A 26,018-nucleotide genomic window follows, 5' to 3' on the forward strand; every position below is an offset into this window, starting at 1 on the left:
CGCGCCACGGCTGCAGAAGCTGGCGTCCAGATAGTCGACATATGCGTCGATCAGAGACTCCCGCAACCATTTTCGGTTCCCACGTCGCCCTGAGACGTAGAGAGTGATGCCCAGCTAGGAGGGCGGCAATGGACGCAACTACAGCACTTAGAACCGAGGGGACGATGGACATGCCTACCTCCGACGGTGCGGGACTTCCCATAGGTTCCCACGCAACATCAGCGTAAGACGTCCTAGATCGCACCCGTCAGCTGACTTCAGCCAGAACGAGTGAGCATGCCGCATACCGTGTAACCGAACCAGCCATCGCACGGCGTCAACCAAACGACCGAGCCCCCACCCGAACACCAGATGAGGGCTTCAGCAGAGTCTCTACCAGCAGCGATACCCGCGCCGCCCTACTTCTTCGCAGATGCTAATCCGCTACGGAACTCGACGACGTCGCCGTCCGCCATGACGTAGTCCTTACCTTCCATGCGCACCTTGCCCGCGGCTTTGGCGGCGGCCATGGAGCCGGCTTCGACCAGGTCGTTGTAGGCGACGACTTCGGCTTTGATGAAGCCGCGTTCGAAGTCGGTGTGGATGACGCCCGCGGCCTTGGGGGCGGTGTCGCCTTGGTGGATGGTCCAAGCGCGGGCTTCTTTCGGGCCTGCGGTCAGGTAGGTCTGGAGGCCGAGGGTGTGGAAGCCGGCGCGGGCCAGGGCGTGCAGGCCGGGTTCGGTTTGGCCGATGGATTCGAGGAGCTCGATGGCGGATTCCTCGTCGAGCTCCAGGAGCTCAGCTTCGACCTTGGCGTCGAGGAAGACGGCATCGGCCGGAGCGACAGAGGCTTTCAGCTCGGCGACCTTCGCCTCGTCGGTGAGCACCGATTCGTCGGCGTTGAAGACGTAGAGGAAGGGCTTGGTGGTGAGCAGCGAGAGCTCTTTCAGCAGTTCGGTGTCCACCTTGTCCGCTGCGGCGAACAGGGTGGTGCCGCTGTTGAGGATCTCCTGCGCGGCCTTGGCGGCGTCGGCGACCGGCTTGCGTTCCTTCTTGACCTTGGCTTCCTTCTCCAACCGCACGACCGCCTTCTCCAGCGTCTGCAGGTCGGCGAGGATGAGTTCGGTCTCGATCACCTCGATGTCGGCGCCCGGGTCGACGCGGCCGTCGACGTGCACCACGTCGTCATCGGCGAACACCCGCACCACCTGGCAGATGGCGTCGGCTTCGCGGATGTTGGCGAGGAACTTGTTGCCCAAGCCCGCACCCTCCGATGCGCCCTTCACGATGCCCGCGATGTCGACGAACGACACGGTGGCAGGCACGATCCGCTCGGACGAGAAGATCTCCGCCAGCTTGTTCAGCCTCGGATCGGGCAACGGAACCACGCCGACGTTCGGCTCGATCGTCGCGAACGGGTAGTTCGCGGCGAGCACGTCGTTCTTCGTCAACGCATTGAACAGCGTCGACTTCCCGACGTTAGGCAGGCCAACAATTCCGAGGGTGAGACTCACGAGGAGCAGAGTCTACCCTCCCCCACGAGTGGCACATGGTGGAGAGGTCTTCTCGGCCTTTGCCGCGACCATGTGCCACTCGCGGAGCCCGCATCAGGGGATGAGGACGACTTTGCCGAGGTTGGCGTGGCGCTCGATGGTGGTGTGGGCGGCGGCGGCTTCTTCGAGGGGGTATTCGGCGTGTACGGCGGGGCGTAGTTGGCCGGAGGCGAAGTACTGCCACAGCTCTTGGCGCCAGTGCTCGTACAGGTCGGGCTGCGTTCGCGCGATGCGGGCGATCTGGAAGCCGATGACGGATTTCGCTCCGACGAGCAGGTCGTATGCCTGAATGGTGCCGCCGCCGGAGCTGTAGGCGACCAAACGGCCGCCGGGGGCGAGGGCCGCGAGCGCGGGCGTCAAGAGGTCGCCGCCGACCGCGTCGAGCACGTAGTCGACGGGAGCGCCCCAGGACTCTCGGCCGTATTCGACCACGTCGTCGGCCCCGAGTTCCCGGACGAACTCGGCCTTCGCGAGATCCGACACCGCGCCGACCACCCGCGCCGCGCCGCGCACCCGCGCCAACTGGACGGCGAGATGGCCGATGCCGCTCGCGGCGGCGGTGATCAAAGTGGACTCGCCTTCCTGCGGCGACGCGGCATCGAGCGCGCCGAGCGCCACCAAGCCGCTGCGCACCAGCGCGACCGCGTCGACCGCCGACGCTCCGTCGGGAATCGGCGACGCCATGGCCGCCGACAGCACGGCGTAGTCCGCATAGCCGTGCCCGAACACGAGGCCGGTCACGCGGTAGCCGGGCGCGTACCGTTCGACACCCTCGCCGACCGCGACCACCTCGCCCGCGACCTCGCCGCCCAACGCGATCGGTTCGCGCTGCTCACGCACCTTCCGCACCACCGGCAGGGTCACCCCGACCGCCTCGACACGGACCAGCAACTCCCCTGGTCCTGGCGTCGGGATCTCGACCGAGACGAGCTCGAGCACCTCGGGACCACCGCTGCGCTCGTACTGCACCCGCCGCATGACACCTCCAGAAATCGTTAGAAGGCGTAACGGTAACCGGATCGCGAGGGCTGATCACAGTCCACTACACGCTGTAGTGGTACATCTCACCGGCGGCTGGAACCGCTGGAGAGCCACCCGGCTCACGGACAACGCGGCGAAAGGCTCCTACCGCACCGCGGTCGAACGGAACGCGCTGTTCGGCATCCGCATCACCCGCGACGACTCGGCCACCTGTCTGCTCGACACGGCCACCGAGGAAGAGGCGATCCGCGACGTCGCGAACTGATCGGGCCGCATGTCGGCCCCCCGGCGTAGCGTGACCCGTATGGAGCCGACCACTGAGGTGGTGACGGCGCGTCCCGCGCCCGTGCTCGCCGCGTTCATCGACCGCTACATCGGGTATCGCATGTCCGGGTTCGCGGCGGCGATCCATCGTGGGTTGCCCTCACGGCACATGACCTTCATCGTCGCGATCGGACCGACGATCGACGTCGTCGAGCAGACCGACCCACGACAGTCTCCGCAGACTTACCGGTGCGTGCTGAGCGGCTTACAGGCGAGCACAGCGCTGATCGCGCACGACGGTCACCAAGAGGGGGTGGCCGTGGCGCTCACGCCGCTCGGTTGCCGCACCTTGTTCGGCATGCCCGCGGCGGCGCTGTGGGACACGTCGGTCGAATTCTCCGACGTCGTCGGTCCCGCCGGCCTGGAGCTGTGGGAACGGTTGCAATACGCGCCGAGCTGGCCGGAACGTTTCGCCGTTTGCGATCGGCTGCTCTGCGCGCTCGCCGATCCGGACCGCTCGGTGAGTGCGGAATTGACCTGGGCCTGGCGCGCGGTGGTCGGTTCCGGCGGCGCGATCGCGGTCGGCCCGCTGGCCGAGGAGATCGGTTGGAGCAGACAGCATCTGACGCGCCGGTTCAATCGCGAGTTCGGTCTGAGCCCCAAGCTCGCGGCCCGGATCACGCGTTTCGAACGAGCCCGCCGCATGCTCGCGCACACGCCCTCCTACATCACGATCGCCCAGGTCGCCGCGACTTGCGGCTATTACGACCAGGCCCATTTGGACCGCGACTTCGCCGACCTCGCCGGAACGAGCCCGACCGGCTGGCTCGCGCAGGAGGTTCCATCCGTCCAAGCCGCCGACGAGTCCGCCGGCTGACGATGAACCCATGACGAATCCGACAGAAACCAGCACCCGCACCGCCGTCTGGCCCACGCTGACCTTCCGCGATGCCCGCGCCATGGCGACCTTCCTCGTCGAGGCGTTCGGCTTCCGGGAGGCCGCGCGCTACACCCGCGAGGACGACCCGTCGATCGTCGAGCACGCGGAACTGCGCTGGCCGCTGGGCGGCGGCATCATGTTCGGCTCGGCCGGTAAGGACGACAGCCCGTTCGGTACCCGTCCGACCGGTACGGACTCGATCTATCTGGTCTGCGAGGAGCCCGACGCCCTGTTCGCCCGAGCGACCGCCGCGGGCGCCGAAGTGGTCCGCGGCCTGCGCGACGAGGACTACGGCTCGCGCGGCTTCACGGTCCGCGACCCGGAAGGCAACCTCTGGAGTTTCGGCACTTACCGGGGCGCTTGATCAGCACGGCTGACGACGCTCGTTCGCTAGTTGACCGCGGGGCTCGGCCGAGGCCCCGCGGCGGCTTCTTCCCCCCGTTGCCGGGCAAGGCGCTGCTCAGCGCCCGCCGAGCCCCGACATCGCGATGCCGCGGATGAACGCGCGCTGGGCGATCGCGTAGATCACCAGCAGCGGAACCAGGATGACGACCGCGGCGGCCATGAGGATCGGCCACTGGGTGTGGTACTGGCCTTGCAGCCGGACAAGACCCAGTGTCGCGGTGGCGACGTCCTCGCGCTGGATCATGACCAGCGGCCAGAGGAAGTCGTTCCACACGGTGATCCAGGTGAGCACGGCGAGCACCATCAGGGCCGGACGGGTGTGCGGCAGCAGGACTCGCCAGTAGACCTGCCACGTGGAGCAGCCGTCGAGGATCGCGGCCTCCTCCAGTTCATCGGGCAGCGTGCGGAAGAACTGTCGCATCAAATAGGTGCCGAACGCGCTGCCGAACAGACCGGGAACGATCATCGCCCACGGGGTGTCCACCCAGCCGAACGCCCGCATCAGCAGGAACTGCGGGATCACCGTCACGGTCAGCGGCACCATCAGCGTCGCGAGGTAGGCGAGGAACAAGATGTCTCGTCCGCGGAAACGTAGGCGCGCGAACGCGTAACCCGCCAGCGAGCAGAAGAAGACCTGCCCCGCCGTGACACACAGCGCGTAGACCGTCGTGTTGAGCAGCATCCGTCCCATCGGCAGCAGCTCGAAGACCTTCCCGTAGTTCGACCACTGCGGCCGCTGCGGGAGAAGGGCCGCGTCGGCGATCTCACCGTCCCGCTTCAGCGAGCCCGACACCGCCCACAGGATCGGCAGCAGCGCGCACCACGCGATGCCGACCAGCACCGCGTATATCGCCGTCCCCCGCACCACCCGCCGCACGATCGCCCGGTCGACCAGGCCGAAGGCGACGCTCGCACGACCGTGCCCGGCCGGCAGTGCGCGCCGCACCACCTGGCAGGTGTTCACTGTTCCACCTCCGACCGCCGGGCCAGCCGCAGCTGCACCACGGTCAGCAGGAACAGCATCGCGAAGATCACCCAGGCGAGCGCGGAGGCGTAACCGACCTCGTAGAAGCCGAACGCGTTCTGGAACAGCATGATCCCCAACAGGTAGGTGCCCGTCTCCGGTCCCCCGTTCCCGCCGGTCAGCGCGTATGCCTGGTCGAACGCCTGCACCGAATTGATGATCGTGATGATGAAGACGAACGACAACGGCCCCCGGATCAGCGGCAGGGTGATCGCGCGGAACCGCCGCAGCGCACCTGCTCCGTCGATCCTCGCAGCCTCGTAGAGCGTCTCCGGCACGCCCTGCATGGCGGCGAGCAGGATGACCGTCGCGAACGGCACGCTCTTCCAGACGGTGACGATGCTGAGCGAGACCAGCGCCCAATCGGGGTCGGTCAGCCAGGGCACCACGCCGATGCCGATCCGGCCCAGCGCCGAGTTCAGCAGTCCGTCGTCGGTGAACAGGAACCGCCACACCACGGCCATGGCGACCGCCGAGGCCACCAACGGCAGGAAAGCCGAGGTGCGGAATAAGCCTATTCCGAACATCTTTCGATTCAGCGCGGCGGCGACGGCGAGTCCGATCAGCACCGTGGGAACCAAGGTCGAGACGGTGAAAACGGCCGTGTTGCGCAAGGCGATGAGAAACAACGGGTCGGATCCGAACAGTCGCCGGTAGTTGTCCACCCCGACAAAACGCATGGGGCTGAACAAGTCCCACGAATGAAAACTCAGATAGAGCGAGAATGCCAGCGGGAACAACAAGAAAATCGCGACAGCCGCGACATTGGGCGCGACGAATGCCCACCCGGCCCGTTCCCGCCGCCGCGCCAACCGGGAGGCGACGCCACCTTTGCCCGACGTTTGCGATTCCTGTGCGCCGGTCATGGTGTGTCCAGCAGCGCGTCGACGTCGGCGGCGAAACGCCCATCCAAGGACTCGGCGGTGGCGGCGCCACGCAGCACCCGGTTGGAGCCACGCTCGAGCAGGGCGGACACCTTGCCCCACGCGGGTGTCACCGGAAGCGGGCGGGAGCTGGCCGGGCCGTCGGTGAACACCTCGAGATTGCGGATCTCCCGGTGCGCGGCGGCGAAACCCGGCGAACTCATGGCCGATGCCAGCACCGGAACGAACAGCCCGGACGCGGCGATGATCGCCTGCCCCACCGGCCCGGTCGCGAACTTCACGAACTCCCAGGCCTGTTCGACGCGCGGGCTGTCCGCGGCGATGGCCAGGCCGGTGCTGCCGACGTCGGTGATGGCGCCGGGACCGCCGCGCGGGCCGACCGGCAGCACCGTGACGTCGATCGCGAGATCGTCGTGCCCGGCGAATTCGGAGTACAGCCAATGCCCGCCCAACGCCATCGCCGCCCGGCCGCGCCGGAACAGGTCGGGCGCCGAGACCGAGAGCGTGTCGGCGGCTTTCGGCGCCACGCGGTGGCGCACGGCGAGATCGGCGTAGAACTGGAATCCTTCCGCGAACCGTGGATCGCCGAGGTTGGTCCTGGTCGGGTTCATCGAGGGCGAGAACCATTCGGCGCCGTTGTTCATCCCGAAGCAGGCCGCCGAGAAGTACGGCACCCAGGCGTCGGCGAAACCCCACCGGGTCCGTCCGGACGAGTCGCGCCTGGTCAACGCCTGGGCGGCGGCGAGGAACTCGTCGAACGACCAGGCGTCCCGCCAGCGTGCGGGCGGGGTGATCCCGGCCTCGTCGAACAGCGCCCGGTTGTAATACAGGAACACGCCGGACCACTGCTCGGGCAGAGCGTACTGGCCGCCGGCGTAAGCGAAGGTGCCGTACAGCGCCGGGTAGCTGTCGGCTTTCAGCTCGGCTGCGTATCGCGCATCGCGGTCCAGCAGCGTGTTCAGATCCAGCAGGACGCCGCGCTCGGCCAGCCCGGAATACAGCAGCTCCCACGCCATCAACACGTCCGGGCACTTACCGCCCGCGCAGTAGGTGAGCATCTGCTGCAACGGGTCCGGCCCCGACATGATGGTGCGAATCCTGATCTCCGGGTGCGATTTCCGGAACTCGTCGATGATCTTCAGCCGCACCCGCGCCTCTTCCGGCCTGGCCTGGAAGAAGAAGGTCAACGCATCGTCATCGGAACCACAGCCGCCACTCGCCAGCAGCGGCACGGCCAGCGCCGACCCGAGCAGCGTCCGGCGACGGACCCGGGCGACGGGATTCGCACGCAACACAGCCCTCCTCCAGGGCGGATGTGGAGCTTCTCGAACCGCATGGCAGCATACGTTCGGCAATCACGCGGTGACGGCCGACACATGAACAATATTTCACGGTGCCCGCCCGGCGTCCGGAATCGGCACGACGGCGATCATCGATCGGATACGTTGTCACGTGTTTCAGCAAGATCCTGCGCGTTTTACAGGAGAGAAGGCAGATGGCGACAATCGAATATCTGCGGACCGATCCCGATCTGCCGCCCGTCGGCGTGGTCGACAAGTCCCCGATCACACCGGCCAAGAAAGTGATCTTCGCCGGGATCGCCGTACTCGGCGCCATAGCTTGGGCGGTGCTCGCCATCTCGCGGGGCGAATCGGTGAACGCGGTGTGGATCGTGATCGCGGCGGTGTCCACCTACATCATCGCGTATCGGTTCTACGCCAGATTCATCGAACGCAAGATCGTCAAACCACGTGACGACCTGGCCACTCCCGCCGAGATCCTGGAGAACGGCAAGGACTACATGCCGATGGACCGGCGGGTGCTCTACGGGCACCATTTCGCCGCCATCGCGGGCGCGGGTCCGCTGGTCGGACCGGTGCTGGCCGCGCAGATGGGCTACCTGCCGGGGACCATCTGGATCGTGGTGGGCGTGGTGCTGGCCGGCGCGGTGCAGGACTACCTGGTGCTGTGGGTCTCGATGAAGCGGCGCGGTCGCAGCCTCGGGCAGATGGCCCGGGACGAACTGGGCGTGATCGGCGGCTGGTCGGCCATCATCGGCGTGCTGGTGATCATGATGATCCTCCTCGCGGTGCTCGCGCTGGTGGTCGTCAACGCGCTCGCGCACAGCCCGTGGGGCGTCTTCTCGATCGGCATGACCATCCCGATCGCGCTGTTCATGGGCGTGTACCTGCGGTTCCTGCGGCCGGGCAAGGTCGGCGAGGTCTCCGTGATCGGGTTCGCCCTGCTACTGCTGGCCATCGTGAGCGGCGGCTGGGTGTCGGAAACCGACTGGGGCGCGGACTGGTTCACGCTCTCGCCGGTGACCATCTCCTGGCTGCTGATCGCCTACGGCTTCGTCGCGTCGGTGCTTCCGGTGTGGCTACTGCTGGCGCCGCGCGACTACCTGTCGACGTTCATGAAGGTCGGCACCATCGTGCTGCTCGCGGTGGGCATCCTGGTGACGCTGCCGGTGCTGCACGCGCCGGCGGTCTCCTCGTTCGCGTCCACCGGCACCGGGCCGGCCTTCGCGGGCTCACTGTTCCCGTTCCTGTTCATCACCATCGCCTGCGGCGCGCTGAGCGGTTTCCACGCGCTGGTGTCCTCCGGCACCACGCCGAAGCTGCTGGAGAAGGAAACGCACGCGCGGATGATCGGCTACGGCGGCATGCTGATGGAGTCGTTCGTCGCGGTCATGGCCATCATCACCGCCTCGATCATCGACCAGCACCTGTATTTCGCGATGAACGCGCCGCTCGGCCTCACCGGCGGCACCGCGGAGAAGGCGGCGGCATACACCAACAGCCTCGGGCTCAGCGGTCCGGCGGTCACTCCGGCGGAGTTGAGCCAGGCGGCCAGCGACGTCGGCGAATCGTCGATCATCTCGCGCACAGGCGGCGCGCCGACGCTGGCGGTCGGCATCTCCGAGGTGTTCCACCAGTTCCTCGGCGGCGCGAGCATGAAGTCGTTCTGGTACCACTTCGCGATCATGTTCGAGGCACTGTTCATCCTCACCACGATCGACGCGGGCACCCGCGTGGCGCGGTTCATGCTCTCGGACGCGCTGGGCAACTTCGGCGGGCCGGCGAAGAAGTTCCGTGATCCGTCCTGGCGGGTGGGCGCGTGGCTGTGCTCCGCCATCGTGGTCGCGGCATGGGGTTCGATTCTGCTGATGGGCGTCACCGACCCGCTGGGCGGCATCAACACGCTGTTCCCGCTGTTCGGCATCGCCAACCAGTTGCTCGCGGCCATCGCGTTGACCGTGGTGCTGGTGATCGTGGTGAAGAAGGGCCTCGCGAAATGGGCCTGGGTTCCCGGTATTCCGCTGGTCTGGGACCTGCTGGTGACCATGACGGCGTCGTGGCAGAAGATCTTCTCCGCCGACCCGAAGCTCGGTTACTGGAAGCAGCACAGCATCTGCCAGGCCGCACAGGACGCCGGGAAGCTGTGCCTGACGGCGAAGACGCAGGACGACATGACCGCGATCGTGCGCAACACCTTCATCCAGGGCACGTTGTCGATCGTGTTCGCGGTGCTGGTGCTGATCGTGGCGGTGGTCGGCGCGGTGGTGGCCTACCGTGCCTGGCGCTCCGGGGAGACGACGACCACCGAGACGCCGGAGGAGCCGTCGAAGATCTTCGCGCCCAGCGGTTTCGTCGCCACCGCGGCGGAGAAGGAAGTGCAGAAGCAGTGGGACGAGTTGATCGCGACCGGAAAGGTGCGCGCTCCCGGCGCGGCACACGTCCACGCGCAATGAGCGACTCCGCTTCCCCGGGTGCCGGCCGGTCCGGGCGACCGGTCGGCACCCGGCTGCGCGCCGCGGCCCGCGCCTGTGGCGACGGCGTTCGGGCGGGCGTCTGGTGGTTCGACTCGATCCTGGGCGGGCAGGATTACCGGCGCTACGTCGAGCATCTGCGGCGCAGGCATCCGGGCTGCGCCATTCCGACCGAGCGGGAGTACTGGCGGCAGCGGCACGCCGAGGCGGATCGCAACCCGGCCAATCGCTGCTGCTGAGGAGAAGAAAATTTGGGCGCGCGCCGTCACACCCCGTTTCGGTGGTCGCCACACCGCTGACCAGGCGGCGGCTGTGCGATGTCATGATCGTTGTGCGAGGTCGCGACAGCCACCGGCGGTCATGGCTGATTTCCGCTAGCACGGGTCCGCCGCAGCTGACATTGTGGTGTGCGTGACGATCACGGCATTGGATTTCGAACGGTGCTACCGGGCGGTGTCGACCCGGGACTCTCGATTCGACGGGCAATTCTTCACCGCGGTGCGGACCACCGGAATCTATTGCCGCCCTTCGTGTCCGGCGATCACGCCGAAGCGGGCCAACGTGTCCTTCCTGCAGACCGCCGCCGCGGCCCAGCAGGCGGGCTACCGCGCCTGCCGCCGCTGCCTGCCGGACGCGGCGCCCGGATCGCCGCTGTGGAACACGCGGGCGGATCTGGCCGCGCGGGCGATGCGGCTGATCGGCGACGGCGTGGTCGAGCGGGCCGGAGTACCCGGGCTGGCCGCCACGCTCGGCTACTCCCAGCGGCAGCTCACCCGAGTGCTGACCACGGAATTGGGCGCGGGGCCGCTGGCGCTGGCACGGGCACACCGGGCACACACCGCGCGGCTGCTGATCCAGACCACCGCCATGCCCATGTCCGATATCGCCTTCGCGGCGGGCTTCGCCTCCATCCGCCAGTTCAACGACACGGTGCGCGAGGTGTTCGCGGTCAGCCCCACCACCATGCGGCTCGAAGCACAGCGCGCGAAGACCGGCGCTCCCGCGCGCCCGGCGCAGGCCGGCAGCGGATCGCTCACCCTGCGGCTGCCCTACCGCGAACCGCTCGACCGCGCCTGGCTGGAGTGGTTCCTGTCCGCCCACGTCGTGCCGGGCATGGAATTGTGGGAGAACCGCACCTACACCAGGAATCTGCGCACGCCACACGGGCACGCCACCGCGCGGCTGAGCTTCCAGCGCGACCATGTGCGGGCGGAAATGTCCCTCCACGACATGCGCGATCTCGCGCCGACGGTGACCAGGCTGCGGCACCTGCTGGATCTGGACGCCGACCCGATAGGGATCGATGAAGCACTCGGTGGCGGCCCCGCGGTGCGCTTGCCTTCATCGGGGCAACCGCCCGAGCAGGCCGCCGAGTACCTGCCCGACGCAGGGTCGGGGTCGCCGCCGGCCACCGAGGCGCTGACCGAGACGGAGCCGCTCGACACGGCGGGCCCGTCATTCACCCCGGGTATCCGCGTACCCGGATGCGTGGACGGAGCCGAACTCCTGTTGCGCACCATGATCGGGCAGCAGATCTCGGTGTCGGCCGCCGCCACGCACACCGCGCGGCTGGTCGAGGCGCTCGGGGAACGGGTGGACGGGCCGATTCCGCTGCTGTTCCCGGCACCGGCAGTGATCGCCGAGCGTGGCGCCGAGATCTTGACCGGACCGGCGCGGCGGATACGTTCCATCATCGCGGCCGCCGAGGCACTCGCCTCAGGGGAACTGCCGCTGCACCCCGGACGCACCGCCGCCGACCTGCGGCGCGACCTGCTCGCGCTGGACGGCGTCGGACCGTGGACGGCCGACTACGTGATCATGCGCTTGCTCGCCGATCCGGACGTCCTACTCGGCACCGACCTGGTCGTCCGCCGCGGCGCGTCCCTGCTCGGCATCGATCTGACGGACACCGCGCGCTGGGCGCCGTGGCGGTCGTACTTGTCCATGCACCTGTGGAAAGCGGCACTGACCAGTCGCGCCACATCTCCCGACGTCCCCGCGCTCGCCACCACGAAAGGCAGTGTCGAATCATGACCACCAGCATCACCGTCCGCACCGATGTCGGCGGCACTCTCACCGCGACAGCGGATTTCGCTGTCACCGACACCCCGCTCGGCCCGTTCACCACGCTCGTCGACTCCACCGGCGCGGTCTTGGCCGCCGGGTGGACTTCCGACGCGGAAAACCTGCGCGGCCTGATCCACCCCACCCTGCGCCCCGGCCTGTTACGGCAGCGGGATTCGCTGGGCGAGGTGACCGGCGCCGTCACCGCCTACCACGAGGGTGATCTCACCGCGATCGACCGGATTCCGGTGCGTCAGCAGTCCGGGGAGTTTCTCGTCCACGCGTGGGAAGTACTTCGCGCCGTTCCTGCGGGCAGCCCACTGACCTACACCGAGTTCGCCGCCCGCACCGGCCGCCCCGCCGCCACCCGCGCCGCTGCCAACGCGTGCGCCCGCAATGCCGCCGCCCTCTTCGTGCCCTGCCACCGCATCCTGCGCATCGGCGGCGCACTCGGCGGCTTCCGCTGGGGCCTACCGGTGAAACGGTGGCTGCTCGACCACGAGGGGTGAGCGTCCGGCGACCAGATCGGCGGCCGTTGCGAGGGCAGACCGTCACTCGCGGACGCCGCCGCGATCGTGCGCTCCGCTGTGCTCATGCCGTCTCCGCGTCCATCGTCCGCAGCACTCGCACGAGCAGACCCGAGGATCACCGGTTCGCCGCGTGGGACGAGTGGCTCATCATCGGTCCGAGAACCGCCGGTAGGAGATCATCCGTCTCTCGCGGACGGAGGCCTACGCTCAGGCGATCGTCGCTTGCAGGTGGGAGCCCGCGCGGCCGCGTAGGACGTGCAGGCGGCTGGGAATGCGTTGGCGCATCTCGTCCACGTGGCTGACCACGCCGACCACGCGGCCGCCTGCGCGCAGTTCGTCCAGCACGCCCATCACGGCGTCCAGGGTATCGGCGTCCAGGCCGCCGAAACCCTCGTCGATGAACAAGGTGTCCAGTACCAGGCCCCCGGATTCGGCGGCGACGGTGTCGGCCAGGCCGAGCGCCAACGACAGCGAGGCCATGAAGGTCTCGCCGCCGGAGAGCGTCTTGGCCGGACGGATGGCTCCGGTGTAATCGTCACGGATGTCCAAGCCGAGCCCGCCGCGGCGTCCGCGTGGACCCGCCTTGTCCGAGTGGACGAATTCGTATCGGCCGCCGGACATTCTGCGCAGCCGCAGCGATCCCGCCTGGGCGACTTCTTCCAAGCGGGCGGCGAGCACGTAGGAGTGCAGGGACATGCGGCGGTTGTTCGCACCGCGCCCGGCGACCACGTCGGCGAGACCGTCCAGCTCTTCGAACGCTCGCTGGGCCGGGGCGATCCGGTCGACCGCCGCCCAGAGCTGGCCGCCGAGATCCTCGAGCTGGCTCGCCCGCCTGCTCGCCTCGGCATGGGCGGCCACGGCGGCGTTGAGCGCGGTCTGCGCCTCCACCACGAGCGCGTCGAGTTCGGCCGGATCGTCGGGCTCCTGCTGCGCCGCCGCTCGGATCTCCGGTTCCGCCAGCACCGCTTCCGCCGCGGCACGGGCACGGTCGGCGGCCACGAGTTCCGCGTCGATCTCGGCCTGCTGTTGCGGGCTGCGGGACGCGGCGGCGACGACCTTCGCATAAGCGGTCAAGAGCGCGACATCGTCGCGAGCCGTGACAGGAGCAGTGGCGAGGCTCGCGTTGTCAGCGGAGCCCAGCGACAGAGCCGAACCCGCGCCAGGCGCACCCATCTCGTCGGTCGCGGCTGAACCAGCGGATCCGGAAGCGGCCGTCTCCCCGGAGCCCAGCGACAGAGCCGAACCGGCGACGGACGGATCCGCCTTGTCGGCAGCGGCCGATGCGCCGAGGGCGGGCAGCGGACCGCCGAACTCGCCCTCCGGCACGAAACCCGCCGCACGCGCGAGGTTTCGGACCCGGTCGGCGATGACCGACACGTGCTCACGCGCCGCCACCGCTTCGACGCGGGCGTCGCGCAGCGCGGCCGCATCGGTGACGAGGGCGACGAGCCGCGCACGCCGGCGGTCGATGGTCTGGTCGGCGCCTGCCGCGGTACGCAGCCGTTCGGTGAGTTCGGCGAGGTGCTTCTCAGCGGAGACGATGGTGGCGGCGACCGCGCTGCGGCGCGCCTCGGATGTGCGCAACTCTTCGTGCAGGCGGGCCTCGCCGTCGCGCAAACGGGTGAGTTCGGCTTCCAGCTCACCGGCGCCGGCGGCCAGTTCCGACGTGTCCTCGTAGCGGTCGGTCGCGGCGCGCAGGGCCGCGGCGAGTTCGACGCGGTCGGTATCGCCGCCGCGAGCGATGAGCGCTTCGATCTCACGCTCGAGCCCGGTGATGCGGGCCAGCGCGCGGTCGCGGGTGTCCTCCGCGGCGCGCTCGGCCGCCACGGCGGACTCCTCCTCGTCCTTGGACACCGCGGCGTCGGCAGGCCGGGCGGGTGCGGGATGCTCCGCGGAACCGCAGACCGCGCAGGGATACCCGTTCACCAGTTCACCGGCCAGTTCGGCGGCCATCCCGCTCAGCCTGCGCTCGCGCAGATCCAGCACGAGTTCCTTGGCGTCGAGATGCGCGGTGCGGGCGGCGTCGAACTCGATCCGAGCGCGATCGAGCGCGGTGCGACGGGCCGCCAACTCGACCGCGGCTGTCGCGGCGGCCTGTAGCCGCTCGGTCTCCGCGGTGATGCCGGGCAGGGCCGCGGCCGCTTCGGTGGCCTCACGCAGCCGGGCCTCGGCCGCGGTGAGCGCGGCGGGCAGCTCTTCGCGCCGCGTGACGAGTTCGGTGGCGCGCCGGGCCAGCGTCGCGTCCTCGCTGCGCAGCGCGGCGAGGTCATCGCCGAGCCGGGTGGCGGTGGCGGCATCGGTCCGCACCTCGTCCAGCGCGCCGATCTGGGCGCTCCAGCGCTGGATCACCGCGTCGATGTCGGCGTCGTCGCGGACTTGCTCGCCGACGGGATCGACCAGCTCGGCGCCGCCGAGTTCGACGCTCGCCGGTTCCCGCAACCGGGCCATGAGTCGCTGTGCCGCGGCCTGCTCTTCGCCGTCGCGCCGGCGCTGGGTCCGCACCGCCGAACGCGCTTCGTCGATGGCGGCCGCCACCGGCTCGGCCCGGCGAGCGAGGTCGAGTTCGGCTTGCAGTGCGGCCCGCCGGTCGGCGCCCGCGGCGTAGTCGTCGAGTTGGGCGCGCGCCGCGCTCAGGCGGCGACGCAGGTCGTGCAGCCGACGCTGCTGCTCGGCCTGCTCGCGCACGCGCGCCGAAACCTGTTCGCAGCGCTCGACTTGCGCGACGGCGGTAGCGAGATCGGTGCGGGCCGTGGCCAGCAGGTCCTGGGACCAACCGACGCACTCGCCGGTACCGACCGAATCCGTCACTCCGGCCGCCATGCCCACTTGGGTGATCAGCCGCTTGACGCCGTCCGCGCGAGCGTCCAGATCCGCTTCGGCGGCGCGGCGTTTGTCGGCCAGCCACTGCTCCGCGGTGCCGAAACGCCGCGTGTCGAACAACTTCTCGAGGAGTTTTTCGCGATCTTCGTTGTCCGCGCGCAGGAACCGCGCGAAATCGCCCTGCGGTAAGAGCACCACCTGGAAGAACTGGTCGGCGCTCATGCCGAGCAGGCGCAGCACCTCATCGCCGATATCCGGTATCCGGGAGAGGTTCTCCCCCCGGCCGTCGAGCCAGGCCAGCGTCGCCTTCGGATTGATGGTGCGCATGCCCGTGCCGTCTCGCTTGGCCTGCTGGAACTCGGGGCTGCGGGTCAGGCGCAGCCGCCGCCCGCTCAAGGTCGCCTCCAGGACCACCTGTGGTGGCGTCTGCTCCGGTGCGTGGTCGGAGTGCAGTCGCTTGCTCTCCCCGCGCGCGCCAGGGACTCTGCCGTAGAGCGCGAACGCGATGGCGTCCAGCACCGTGGTCTTGCCCGCGCCGGTCTGGCCGTGCAGCAGGAACAACCCGTCGGCGCCGAGCGCGTCGAAGTCGACGACCGTGGTGTCGGCGAACGGGCCGAAGGCGGTCATCTCGAGCTTGTGCAGCCTCATGCCGCCGTGCCTACGCCCGGCTCCGGCAGGGCGCTCACGCGGTCAGTTCCTCGGCGGCGGCCACCGCGGTCACCTGTTCCGGTTCCGCGACGGCGGCCGACAGCGCCCGCTCCAGCCAGGTCATCTCGCTGGGGCTGGGTGCGCCGCGGACGTCGGTGAGGAAGCTGTGGGCTACTTCGATGTCGCGGCGGCCGTGCACCCGCTCACGGTAGCGCAGTTCCGGGCTCCCCTCGGGCCGCTCCCATTCGACGTGGACGGCGTAGGGGAATCGTTCGCGCAATTTGCGCATGGCGTCGACCGGGCGGGCGATGTCGGTGAGCACGGCGGACACGTAATGCTGTTCGGCCACGCTGTGCTGCGTGCCGCTCAGCAGTTCGTCCAGGGTGCCGGTCAGTTTGCTCAGGCCCCGTACCGTCGGCAGGTCCCGGCGGCGCACCGCATGCAGACCGGACGCGTCCAGGTCGACGATCCAGACGGCTTTGCGATGCGCGTTCTCGCCGAACGAATACGGCAGCGGCGAGCCGCAGTAGCGGACCTGTTCGGCGAGCGTCTGCGGCGAATGCAGGTGGCCGAGCGCCACATAGTCGATGCCGTCGAAGGCGGCCAGCGGGACCGTCTCCACCCCGCCGACCGTAATCGAGCGCTCCGATCCGGTGGCTTCCCCGCCGACGACGAAGGCGTGCGCCAGCACGACCGTCCGCACCCCCGGCCGTCGCGCGATGTCGGCTCGCACCCTGGCCATGGCCGCGTCCAGGATCTCGGCATGCGAACGTGCCTGCGGCACTTCCAGTTCGGCGCGGGTGATCTCCGGTTCCAAGTACGGGATTCCGTAGAACGCCACCGGTCCGTGCGCGTCCTCCGAGAGAACAGGGCGATCGGCGTCGGCCACAGTGGTACGCAGATGCAGCCCGCCCGCCGCGGCGAAGCTCGCCCCCGCGCCCAGCCGGGCGGGCGAATCGTGATTTCCCGAGGTAGCGACGATCTGGGCGCCCGCGGCTCGGATCGCCTCGAACCCCTGGTTGCACACCGCGATCGCGTCGGCACTCGGGATCGACCGGTCGTACACGTCACCCGGCAGCACCACCACGTCGACCGACTCCTCGGCCACCAGCTCCGCGATGGCGGCCAGTGAACGAGCCTGGTCGGCAAGCAGATCGACCCCGTGGAACGTGCGCCCGATGTGCCAGTCCGAGGTGTGCAGCATCCGCATGCCGCGAAACCGTAGGGCACGGCACCGACAGACTTCAATCGCCCCGCCCGCTGTGCCGGGTTCGCCCAGCAAGAGCCCGGCGTGTTCAGCGAGGGAGTCGGACGTGTTCGAACCGGTCGGCCGGGGTTCGCCGCCCAGCCGAAACACCGCACATCGCATGGCCTCCCGCGCCTCGCGGTGTGGGCGATTCCGGATGCCAGAAACCACATGGTTTGCCAGACGCATGGAGACGCGCTGGCAGCGCCGGTTGCCGACGCGATGCCGAACAGTTGCTCGCTACTCGATCTTGTCGGTGACGTACGGCACTATCTGCGCCATGACCGCACCGATGCTCGTCGCACTGATGCTGGTGTTCACCGCCGGTTTCGGCCTCGGATGGCTGGGGCACGCCGCGCGGGCCGGGCAGCGCGCCGTGGCGGCCGAGGCGCGACTCGCGGTGGCCGCGGACAACGAACGGCTGCTCCGGCAGTCGCTCACCGCGGCCAACGCGGATGCCGCTCGGAGGCATTCGCACGCCGTCGGCGCGATGGTGGAACCGCTGCGCGCGGCGGTGGGGGCGTTGAACGAGCACATCCAGCAGGTCGAGCGGCAGCGGCTCACCGCGTATTCGAGCCTGCGCGAACAGGTCGCGAGCATGCAGCGCACATCGCACCAGCTCACCGGGCAGACCGGGCAGCTGGTCGCGGCGCTGCGCGCGCCCCAGGTCCGGGGCCGATGGGGGGAGATCCAGCTGGAGCGGGTGGTCGAGCTGGCCGGAATGAGCAGACACTGCGACTTCCAGACCCAGGTGACCCGCACCGGTCGCGGCGAGGACGACCGCACGGTGCGACCGGACCTGGTGGTGCGCCTGGCCGGCGGCAGGCACATCGTGGTGGACGCCAAGGTGCCGTTCGCCGCCTACTTGGACGCCTGCGGCGCCGATGACCCCGATGTACGAACCGAGCTGCTCACCAGGCATGCCAAGCATCTGCGCGCCCATGTCGACCAGCTGTCCGACAAGGCGTACTGGGCCGCTTTCGATCCGGCGCCGGAATTCGTGGTGCTGTTCGTGCCCGGCGATCCGTTCCTCGACGCGGCCCTGACCACCGACTCGGAACTGCTGGAGTACGCGTTCGGCCGCAACGTGATCCTCGCTACTCCGACCACCCTGATCGCGTTGCTGCGCACCATCGCCTTCGGTTGGCGGCAGGAGGCGCTGTCCAGAGACATGGCCACTGTGCAGCGGCTGGGCTCTGAGCTGTATCACCGGCTCGGCATGACGGGCAAGCACCTGGACCGGCTGGGCACGCAACTCGGCAAGGCGGTGGAGGCTTTCAACTACACCGTGGCCTCGGTGGAGTCGCGGGTGATGGTCACCGCGCGCAAACTGCACGAGCTGGACATAGCCGCGCGGGAAGTGCCCGCCATCGGGCGCGTGGATTCGCGGCCCCGCGCGGTGGGCTTCGCCGACGCGGGCGAGTAACCAGGACTATGGCCGTGCCGCCACGCCGCCGCGAGCGGCGGCAACTAGTGTGCATGTCGTGGCTGCTTCCGAACGTGTGCGATCCCGGGTGCCCGCGCCGCAACGCTCGATCCTGCCGTCGGTGCCGGGGATCCCGGTCGGCGCGGCGATCTCGATCGCGGTTGCCTGCACGTTTCTGGGGTTCCTGATCGATGCCGGCGGCGGCAGTGACGAGCTGACCGGCACGTTCGCCGCGCTGTACATCCTCGGGTGTGTGGTGGCCGTCGCCGCCGTTCGCTATCGCGGCTTGTTCAGCACGCTGGTGCTGCCGCCGCTGCTGCTCTTCGTCGCCGTGCCGCTGGCCTATCAGCAGCTCACCGGCCGTGGCTCGACCTCGCTGAAGGACATCCTGCTCAACCTGGCGATCCCGCTGGTGAACCGGTTCCCGACCATGATGCTCGCCACGGTCGCCGTCCTGTTGATCGGTGGCGCCCGGATCTATCTGCACCGCCGCGAAGAGGAGTCCACTCGTCCGCCGTCGTCGCGCCGCGGCGCCGGCTGGGGCAAACCGCCGGCGAAGAAGAGCAAGCCCGGCCGTCCGTCCCGGGGTCTCCCGGACTCGCCACGACGCAAAACCCGCCGCCCGAAGGCCGAGCCCGCAGAGCCCGAGTCCGGCGACTCGGACGAGCCCACCCCACGGCCCGCCCGCCGACCAGCGGCGCAAGTCGCCGACACTCCGCCGCGCGTCGCACCCGCTCGTCCGCGCGAAGGACGGACCCCTGCCAGGGGCGCCAACCGCCCGGCCGGGGCAATGCCGCGGCCCGAAGGCGAACCACCGCGTGGCGCGGGCCGTCGCCGCGACGCACCTCCGCATCCCCAGCCCAACGTGCGCTACCGCGAACGTGATTCGGGCCGCCCGGAACGGCGCAGGCCGGAGAACCTCTAACCGGTTCGCCCGCTGTCCGACGGACGGTGTGGCTACGGCCCGCCGCCGGACGCGGCTAGTTCACCACGACGAAGGCGTCGCTGATCCCACATGCGCTCGCGAGAACCGAGGCACGCGAAACGGAGCCGGCCCAGTCGGGCGCGGCATCAGTGACGGGCGTCGCGCAGTTCGCGGGGAAGGGAGAAGACGAGGGTCTCGTTGGCCGTCGTGACCGGCTGGACCTCGCCGTAGCCGTGCTCGGCCAGCATGTCCAGCACGCCGCGGACCAGGATGTCGGGCACCGAGGCGCCCGAGGTGATGCCGATCGTGCGGACGCCATCGAGCCAGACGGGGTCGACCTCGCGAGCGAAGTCCACCAGATACGCGGCCTTGGCGCCTGCCCCGAGCGCCACTTCCACCAAGCGCACCGAGTTCGACGAATTGCGTGAACCGACCACGATGACCAGATCGCATTCCGGCGCCATCGCCTTCACCGCGACTTGGCGGTTCTGCGTGGCGTAGCAGATATCGTCGCTCGGCGGGTCCTGCAAGGCGGGAAAGCGCTCCCGCAGGCGCTGCACCGTCTCCATCGTCTCGTCCACGCTCAACGTGGTCTGCGAGAGCCAGATCACCTTCGACTCGTCGCGCACGCTGACCTTGTCCACCGAGTCGGGCCCGTCGACCAGCTGGACGTGCTCGGGCGCCTCACCGGCGGTGCCCTCGACCTCCTCATGGCCCTCATGACCGATCAGCAGGATGTCGTAGTCGTCGCGGGCGAACCGCTTCGCCTCCTGGTGCACCTTGGTGACCAGCGGGCAGGTGGCGTCGATGGTGTGCAGACTGCGCGCGGCGGCCGAGGCGTGCACCGCGGGCGACACGCCGTGCGCGGAGAACACCACGACCGCGCCCTCGGGGACCTGGTCGGTCTCGTCGACGAAGACCACGCCGCGCTCGCGCAACGTCTCCACGACGTGCCGGTTGTGCACGATCTCCTTACGCACGTAGATGGGCGCGCCGTGCTTGTCCAGCGCCTTCTCGACGGTTTCGACCGCGCGGTCCACGCCGGCGCAGTACCCGCGCGGCTCCGCGAGCAGCACGCGTTTTCCGCCCTCGGCGACGGCGCTTCCGGCGCCGGCCGAGCGGGCGATTCCGACGTTCAAGGGAATGGCCGAAGACATGCCCACAGGATACGTGCGGAGCGCGACCACGCCACGTCCGGGAGTTGCCCGTCACAATCCGCGCGCGAGCCGGTGCGTACGGGCCGCGAACTGGGACGTAGAGGCCGCCGTGGCCGGGTTGCCGACCGGCCGCGGCGAATGTCTCGGACACTCCCGCCGGGACCTGCGTCTATTCTCCGCATTATGAGCACAGCGCCGCGCAATTCCCGCCGACCGGCCGCGCGCCGTTACGGGCGAATATTCGAACGGCGCGCGCCCCTCCTTTGCATAACACACCATTTCGGGCAGGCTAGGACCATGCTTCGACCACCCTTTCTGGCCCGCGTCGCGGCCGGCGCCGCCGTATACGCCCTCGAGGAATCCCGCCGGCTACCCACGGCGGCAATGAATTTCCCGATCACGGCCATCAGTCAGGTGCTGCAGACGACGATGCACGTCCAGCAGTTCGTGACCAGCCTGGCCCTGAAGGGCGACGCGGTGTTCGACCGGCTGTCCAACCACCCGGTCGAGCAGCCGGAGTGGGCCACGTTCGACGAGGACCTCACCGACGACCCGACCTCCGCCCCGCATCGCAGCAGTCGATTCGACCTCTTCACCGCCGACGATCCCGAACCGTTGCGCGCGGACGACTCCTTCGCTGCGGACGACACCCGCGTCGGCGCGACCAACGGCCATGTCGCCTCGGTGACGAGGATCGCCGAGCCACCGGCCGAGGACCCGGAGCCCGCCGACCCGCAAACCGATCCCGAGCCTGTCGCGGAAACGCCCGCGATCGCCGAACCGGAAGTCGCCGTCCGCTACGACTACGCCAACATGACCCTGGCCCAGTTGCGCGCCCGGCTGCGCCAGCTGACGATCGAAGACCTCACCGCGCTGCTGGAGTACGAGCAGCACACCCGCGCCAGGGCGCCGTTCGTGACCATGCTCACGAACCGGATCGCCACTGTGCAGGCCCAGTGACCGAACCCCGGACTCCTTCGTCGCCGACGGCGAGCCGGGACACCTCCGGCGGGCCCGCCGCCGCACCGGCCAACTCCGCCGAGCATCCCTGGCCGGTGCGTTCGGTGTCCATGAAGGTCGCCCAGTGGATCGACCGGCTCGGCGGCATCTGGGTGGAGGGTCAGATCACCCAGATCAACCTTCGTCCGGGCACCCGCACCGCGTTCCTGGTGCTGCGCGATCCGTCCGCCGACATGTCGCTGTCGGTGACCTGCGATCCGGATCTCATCCGCAATTCCCCCGTCGCCCTGCAAGAGGGCAGCCGGGTGGTCGTCTACGGCAAGCTCTCGTTCTTCACCGGGCGCGGCACGATCTCGTTGCGCGTCCTGGAGATTCGGCCGGTGGGCATCGGCGAGCTGCTGGCCCGCATCGAGCGGCTGAAGGCGCTGCTGGCCGCCGAAGGTTTGTTCGATCCGCGGCTCAAGCGCCCGATCCCGTTCCTGCCGGACACGATCGGACTCATCACCGGCCGCGCGAGCGCCGCGGAGCGCGACGTGCTGAGCGTCGCCCGCAACCGTTGGCCCGCGGTACGTTTCGAAATCCGCAACACAGCCGTGCAAGGCCCGACCGCGGTCGCGCAGATGCTCACGGCGCTGGCCGAACTGGATCGGCATCCCGCCGTCGAGGTGATCGTGCTGGCGCGCGGCGGCGGCAGCGTGGAAGACCTGCTGCCGTTCTCCGACGAGGCGCTGTGCCGCGCCATCGTGACCGCCACCACGCCGATCGTCAGCGCGATCGGCCACGAACCGGACAACCCGCTCAGCGACCTGGTCGCTGATCTGCGCGCGGCCACCCCGACCGATGCCGCCAAGCGAATCGTCCCGGACGCCGCCGCCGAACTGGCCTGCATCCGCGAGCTGCGCGACCGAACCGCCGCCGCGTTGCGCGGCTGGGTGGACCGGGAGACCAGGGCGCTCGCCCAGCTGCGGACGCGGCCGGTGCTGGCCGACCCGCTGCGCGAGATCGATCGCCGTCGGGAAGAAGTCGAACGCCTGCGCACCGCCGCGCACCGCTCCGCCGAACAGCTCATCCGCACCGAATCCACGGCCGCCCGGCATCTGCGCGAGAAACTCACCGCCGTGGGCCCGGCCGCCACGCTGGCCCGTGGCTACGCTGTCGTACAACGCGTCACCGGCCGGGAACGGGAGGTGGTGCGCTCGATCGAGGACGCGCCCGCGGGCAGCCAGTTGCGCATCCGGGTGGCCGACGGGGCCGTCACGGCCGCCGCGCTCGGCACCCAGGCGCTCGGCGCGAAGCACACCGACGCAGGGAGGAACTGACCTTGGCCGAGTCCGGCAAGTCCACGGGCAAGAACGGGACGGGAGCTGATCCGGCCGACGACGCGGCCGAGATCGCCGGTTTCGGATACGAACGCGCCCGCGACGAACTCGTCAATGTCGTCAAGATCCTCGAACAGGGCGGCCTCGACCTGGACGAATCCCTCGCCCTCTGGGAGCGCGGCGAGGCGCTGGCCAACCGCTGCGAAGAGCACCTGGCGGGCGCGCGCAAGCGCGTCGAGGACGCACTGCACCGCACCGACCTGGAGCGGCAGGAATGACCATCCGTCGCGCCACACCCGACATCCGCACTACCGATCTGGCCGCCAGCCGTGATTTCTACCGGCTGCTCGGCTTCCACGAGGCGATGGACCTGGGCTGGGTGGTGACGATGGCCTCACCGTCCAACCCGACCGCCCAAGTCCTGCTCCTGGGTCCCGACGCCGAGCTGCGTCAGCCGGACATGAGCGTGGAGGTCGACGACGTCGACGCCGTGCATGCGACGGTCCTCGCCGCGGGCGCCGACATCGTCTACCCCTTGCGCGACGAGCCGTGGGGCGTGCGCCGCTTCTTCGTCCGCGACCCCAGCGGGACCATCGTCAACGTGGTGAGTCACCGCTGACGACAGCCCCGTGGGCCGCCCTTATCGCGGTGCGGCCACGGCCAGGAATCGCGCGATGCCGTCCGCACTGCTCGCCTGGTCGAACCCGGCTTTCTCCAGCACACGCACCGACGACGGGTTGGACAGCTCCACATCGGCGCGCACCACGCGGACGCCCGGCGCGGTGAACGCGTGCGCCGTCAGGGCGACGGTGGCCTCGGTCGCGTAGCTACGACCGCGCCGCGAGGCGACGATGCCGTATCCGATCTCCAGCTCACCGTCGGCGGGCGGCCAGAACAGCCCGATCGAGCCGACGACGAGCCCACTCGATCGTTCGATGATCAGCCGATGCCCGAAAGGTCCGAGCCAGTCCGGATGCGCCGCGAACAGACCGGCGATGACGCGATCCCCTTCGGCCGGGAAATCCGCCGCCCACGCGGCCTGACGCCGGTCTTCGAGCACGGCGGCCGCCGCATCGGCGGTCCACGACCGCAGGATCAGGCGTTCGGTGAGCAGATCGGAGGAAAGGAAAACAGACACGTGACACTCCTGGTCATCGAGGAAAGACCGGTTCGCGTCGACGCGTCTGCGAATTACCAGTGGCGCGCGAACCGGCGAAGGACATGCGAAATACAGCTGGCGACAGCCATATTCATCGACCTCCGAGATCCGGTTCGGCACGTGTCTCGTACCGCGGCAAACTTAACGGTCGTGTGCGTCCGAAGGCAAGCGTGTCTCAGGGCTTCAGTGGTTGCGCCGCGGTGATCGCCTGGGCGAGCGTGGTGAACGCCGCTTGGTTGCCGGCGCCGGTGATCAGCACGCGGGACCGGCCGAGGTCGGTGATCCACGCGGTCTCCGAGCCCTGCTCGGCGTAGACGACCCACTTCTGCGCGCCGACCTGCTCCGTGCCGCCGGCGTACCGGGACCCGAGCACGAACCGGGCCAGCGCCTCCTCGGTCGCGTCGCTCTGACTGCAACGCATGTAGGTGCCCTGCGGTGTGATGTAGCCCACCGTGCTGACCGGTCCGCCGCCATTGCCGCCGATGGACTCGCGGCTGCCGGAATTCGGCGTCCAGTCCGCGGGCAGCTCCGGGTTGCGGATCGGGAACGGCAGGGACCGGGCGTCGGCGGTGAGCGCCGCCCGCGCGTCGAAGTGCGGGATCTGCCCCTGCGTCGGACCGTTCGCGGCGAAACTGCACTGGCTGGCCAGGCCCGCGAAAACCAGCGCGATCAGCACCAACGGGATCAGCGACCAGAACAGGTCCCGGTAGTCGTTCAGGATGCGTGGCTTTTGGTACGACACGCTCCCAGTATCCACTCGGACGGCGACGCTGCCCCGCGCACCCCGACACCGCCGAGCAGGGGTGTACGCCCGTGCCACATCGAATGAGACAATTGACCGGCACGTACCGACGCACAGGAGGCACCCCGCAATGACGGCAACTTCTCCCACACCTAGCCGCCGCGAGGCGCCCGACCGCAACCTCGCACTCGAGCTGGTCCGCGTGACCGAGGCCGGAGCGATGGCAGCGGGCCGGTGGGTCGGCCGCGGCGACAAGGAGGGGGGCGACGGCGCCGCCGTCGACGCCATGCGGCAGCTGGTCAGCTCGGTGTCCATGCGCGGCATCGTGGTCATCGGCGAGGGCGAGAAGGACGAGGCGCCCATGCTGTACAACGGCGAGGCCGTCGGCGACGGGACCGGCCCCGAAGTGGACTTCGCGGTGGACCCGATCGACGGCACCACGCTGATGTCCAAGGGCGTGCCCGGCGCGATCTCCGTACTGGCGGTCGCCGAGCGCGGCGCGATGTTCGACCCGTCCGCGGTGTTCTACATGCACAAGATCGCCGTCGGCCCCGACGCCGCCGATGTGATCGATATCTCGGCCCCGATCGGCGAGAACATCAGCCGGGTCGCCAAGGCCAAGAACTCCTCGAAGTCCGACCTGACCGTCTGCATCCTGGACCGTCCCCGGCACGCCGAGCTGATCCAGCAGGTGCGCGACGCGGGCGCCCGCATCCGCCTGATCTCCGACGGTGACGTCGCGGGCGCGATCGCCGCGGCCCGCCCGGACTCCGGCACCGACATCCTGGTCGGCATCGGCGGCACGCCCGAGGGCATCATCGCCGCCGCCGCGATCCGCTGCATGGGCGGCGAGCTGCAGGGCATGCTCGCGCCGAAGGACGACGAGGAACGGCAGAAGGCCATCGACGCGGGCCACGACCTCGATCGCGTGCTGACCACCGAGGACCTCGTCTCCGGCGAGAACGTCTTCTTCTGCGCCACCGGCGTCACCGACGGCGACCTGCTACGCGGCGTGCGTTACTACGGCGGCGGCGCCTCCACCCAGTCGATCGTCATGCGCTCGAAGTCCGGCACCGTCCGCATGATCGACGCCTACCACCGCCTGACCAAGCTGCGCGAATACTCCTCGGTCGATTTCATCGGCGACGAACACGCGGTCCCGCCGCTGCCGTGATTTTTGGCCGCGACTTCGTCGCGGCGTGTTCGCGGCCCCTTTGTGG

General features: G+C 69.4%; 24 protein-coding genes. 14 read left to right on the forward strand and 10 right to left on the reverse strand.

Translation table 11 applies throughout. The annotated features are described in order from the left end of the window. Positions 1-398 precede the first annotated feature (398 nt). Together ychF and ACFU5M_RS14590 are read right to left on the reverse strand one after the other, a co-directional pair. Positions 399-1,493: a redox-regulated ATPase YchF gene (ychF, locus tag ACFU5M_RS14585; protein WP_379048941.1), complete on the reverse strand. Its 1,095-nt coding sequence runs from the start codon at positions 1,491-1,493 to the stop codon at positions 399-401. 93 nt (positions 1,494-1,586) lie between these two features. After that, entirely contained in the window at positions 1,587-2,510 is a 924-nt protein-coding gene (locus ACFU5M_RS14590; protein WP_379048942.1) for a zinc-binding alcohol dehydrogenase family protein, read from the reverse strand. 76 nt (positions 2,511-2,586) lie between these two features. Between ACFU5M_RS14590 and ACFU5M_RS14595 the strand changes: the two genes are divergently transcribed. Genes ACFU5M_RS14595 through ACFU5M_RS14605 form a run of 3 tightly spaced genes read left to right on the forward strand, consistent with a single transcriptional unit; the run spans position 2,587 to position 4,081 of the window. Beyond that, a complete protein-coding gene (locus ACFU5M_RS14595) occupies positions 2,587-2,778 on the forward strand; it encodes a hypothetical protein (RefSeq protein ID WP_379048943.1) in 192 nt (63 codons plus the stop codon). Positions 2,779-2,817: 39 nt separating this feature from the next. Continuing rightward, positions 2,818-3,654 (forward strand): helix-turn-helix domain-containing protein, encoded by an 837-nt coding sequence (locus ACFU5M_RS14600; protein ID WP_379048944.1) that lies wholly within the window; start codon positions 2,818-2,820, stop codon positions 3,652-3,654. Positions 3,655-3,664: 10 nt separating this feature from the next. Then, on the forward strand, positions 3,665-4,081 hold the full coding sequence (locus ACFU5M_RS14605) for a VOC family protein (RefSeq protein ID WP_379048945.1): 417 nt from the start codon (positions 3,665-3,667) through the stop codon (positions 4,079-4,081). 96 nt (positions 4,082-4,177) lie between these two features. On the opposite strand, the gene ACFU5M_RS14610 is transcribed toward ACFU5M_RS14605, so the two are convergent. The 3 genes from ACFU5M_RS14610 to ACFU5M_RS14620 form a co-directional block, all read right to left on the reverse strand. Then, positions 4,178-5,017 carry a carbohydrate ABC transporter permease gene (locus ACFU5M_RS14610; protein ID WP_379048965.1) on the reverse strand — a complete coding sequence of 280 codons (840 nt, stop codon included), beginning with the start codon at positions 5,015-5,017 and terminating at the stop codon, positions 4,178-4,180. Positions 5,018-5,082: 65 nt separating this feature from the next. Next, positions 5,083-5,958, reverse strand: coding sequence for a carbohydrate ABC transporter permease (locus ACFU5M_RS14615; RefSeq protein ID WP_379048966.1), 876 nt, complete (start codon positions 5,956-5,958; stop codon positions 5,083-5,085). Between the two features lie 50 nt (positions 5,959-6,008). Further along, positions 6,009-7,322, reverse strand: a complete 1,314-nt coding sequence (locus tag ACFU5M_RS14620; RefSeq protein WP_379048946.1) for an ABC transporter substrate-binding protein — start codon at positions 7,320-7,322, stop codon at positions 6,009-6,011. Between the two features lie 203 nt (positions 7,323-7,525). Between ACFU5M_RS14620 and ACFU5M_RS14625 the strand changes: the two genes are divergently transcribed. From ACFU5M_RS14625 to ACFU5M_RS14640, 4 genes are all read left to right on the forward strand, one after another. Beyond that, positions 7,526-9,784: a carbon starvation CstA family protein gene (locus tag ACFU5M_RS14625; RefSeq protein ID WP_379048947.1), complete on the forward strand. Its 2,259-nt coding sequence runs from the start codon at positions 7,526-7,528 to the stop codon at positions 9,782-9,784. Positions 9,785-9,837: 53 nt separating this feature from the next. After that, positions 9,838-10,041 (forward strand): YbdD/YjiX family protein, encoded by a 204-nt coding sequence (locus tag ACFU5M_RS14630; protein WP_379048967.1) that lies wholly within the window; start codon positions 9,838-9,840, stop codon positions 10,039-10,041. 163 nt (positions 10,042-10,204) lie between these two features. Continuing rightward, the gene (locus ACFU5M_RS14635) at positions 10,205-11,836 is read left to right on the forward strand and encodes a DNA-3-methyladenine glycosylase 2 family protein (RefSeq protein WP_379048948.1); all 1,632 of its coding nucleotides are present in this window, start codon (positions 10,205-10,207) and stop codon (positions 11,834-11,836) included. Beyond that, positions 11,833-12,375 (forward strand): methylated-DNA--[protein]-cysteine S-methyltransferase, encoded by a 543-nt coding sequence (locus tag ACFU5M_RS14640; RefSeq protein WP_379048949.1) that lies wholly within the window; start codon positions 11,833-11,835, stop codon positions 12,373-12,375. Before ACFU5M_RS14635 ends, ACFU5M_RS14640 begins: the two co-directional genes overlap by 4 nt. 228 nt (positions 12,376-12,603) lie before the next feature. Here the strand turns inward: ACFU5M_RS14640 and ACFU5M_RS14645 are convergent, their stop codons facing one another. Next, positions 12,604-15,864, reverse strand: coding sequence for an AAA family ATPase (locus ACFU5M_RS14645; protein WP_379048950.1), 3,261 nt, complete (start codon positions 15,862-15,864; stop codon positions 12,604-12,606). A gap of 34 nt (positions 15,865-15,898) precedes the next feature. Then, a complete protein-coding gene (locus tag ACFU5M_RS14650; protein WP_379048951.1) occupies positions 15,899-17,074 on the reverse strand; it encodes an exonuclease SbcCD subunit D in 1,176 nt (391 codons plus the stop codon). A 316-nt stretch (positions 17,075-17,390) separates the two neighbouring features. On the opposite strand from ACFU5M_RS14650, the gene ACFU5M_RS14655 reads away from it, so the two are divergent. Both ACFU5M_RS14655 and ACFU5M_RS14660 read left to right on the forward strand, forming a co-directional pair. Beyond that, the gene (locus tag ACFU5M_RS14655; RefSeq protein ID WP_379048952.1) at positions 17,391-18,536 is read left to right on the forward strand and encodes a DNA recombination protein RmuC; all 1,146 of its coding nucleotides are present in this window, start codon (positions 17,391-17,393) and stop codon (positions 18,534-18,536) included. Positions 18,537-18,594: 58 nt separating this feature from the next. Beyond that, positions 18,595-19,461 carry a DUF6542 domain-containing protein gene (locus tag ACFU5M_RS14660; protein WP_379048953.1) on the forward strand — a complete coding sequence of 289 codons (867 nt, stop codon included), beginning with the start codon at positions 18,595-18,597 and terminating at the stop codon, positions 19,459-19,461. 146 nt (positions 19,462-19,607) lie between these two features. Here the strand turns inward: ACFU5M_RS14660 and ACFU5M_RS14665 are convergent, their stop codons facing one another. Next, a complete protein-coding gene (locus tag ACFU5M_RS14665; protein ID WP_379048954.1) occupies positions 19,608-20,618 on the reverse strand; it encodes a 4-hydroxy-3-methylbut-2-enyl diphosphate reductase in 1,011 nt (336 codons plus the stop codon). A 297-nt stretch (positions 20,619-20,915) separates the two neighbouring features. Between ACFU5M_RS14665 and ACFU5M_RS14670 the strand changes: the two genes are divergently transcribed. The 4 genes from ACFU5M_RS14670 to ACFU5M_RS14685 are packed head-to-tail and all read left to right on the forward strand — an operon-like array spanning position 20,916 to position 23,516. After that, positions 20,916-21,578 carry a lipid droplet-associated protein gene (locus tag ACFU5M_RS14670; RefSeq protein ID WP_379048955.1) on the forward strand — a complete coding sequence of 221 codons (663 nt, stop codon included), beginning with the start codon at positions 20,916-20,918 and terminating at the stop codon, positions 21,576-21,578. Next, on the forward strand, positions 21,575-22,897 hold the full coding sequence (gene xseA / locus ACFU5M_RS14675) for an exodeoxyribonuclease VII large subunit (protein WP_379048956.1): 1,323 nt from the start codon (positions 21,575-21,577) through the stop codon (positions 22,895-22,897). The genes ACFU5M_RS14670 and xseA overlap by 4 nt, the downstream gene beginning before the upstream one ends. Positions 22,898-22,899: 2 nt before the next feature. Further along, positions 22,900-23,175 (forward strand): exodeoxyribonuclease VII small subunit, encoded by a 276-nt coding sequence (locus ACFU5M_RS14680; protein WP_379048957.1) that lies wholly within the window; start codon positions 22,900-22,902, stop codon positions 23,173-23,175. Continuing rightward, on the forward strand, positions 23,172-23,516 hold the full coding sequence (locus tag ACFU5M_RS14685) for a VOC family protein (protein ID WP_379048958.1): 345 nt from the start codon (positions 23,172-23,174) through the stop codon (positions 23,514-23,516). Before ACFU5M_RS14680 ends, ACFU5M_RS14685 begins: the two co-directional genes overlap by 4 nt. Before the next feature lie 21 nt (positions 23,517-23,537). Here ACFU5M_RS14685 and ACFU5M_RS14690 read toward each other — a convergent pair whose 3' ends face one another. Then, complete coding sequence (locus tag ACFU5M_RS14690) at positions 23,538-24,035, reverse strand: GNAT family N-acetyltransferase (protein ID WP_379048959.1); 498 nt, start codon at positions 24,033-24,035, stop codon at positions 23,538-23,540. Positions 24,036-24,231: 196 nt separating this feature from the next. Next, entirely contained in the window at positions 24,232-24,798 is a 567-nt protein-coding gene (locus tag ACFU5M_RS14695; RefSeq protein WP_379048960.1) for a DUF4245 domain-containing protein, read from the reverse strand. Positions 24,799-24,928: 130 nt separating this feature from the next. Between ACFU5M_RS14695 and glpX the strand changes: the two genes are divergently transcribed. Beyond that, positions 24,929-25,972, forward strand: a complete 1,044-nt coding sequence (gene glpX, locus ACFU5M_RS14700; RefSeq protein WP_379048961.1) for a class II fructose-bisphosphatase — start codon at positions 24,929-24,931, stop codon at positions 25,970-25,972. The last annotated feature ends 46 nt before the right edge of the window (positions 25,973-26,018 follow it).

The organism is Nocardia sp. NPDC057455 (assembly GCF_042802775.1).
Lineage (GTDB): Bacteria > Actinomycetota > Actinomycetes > Mycobacteriales > Mycobacteriaceae > Nocardia.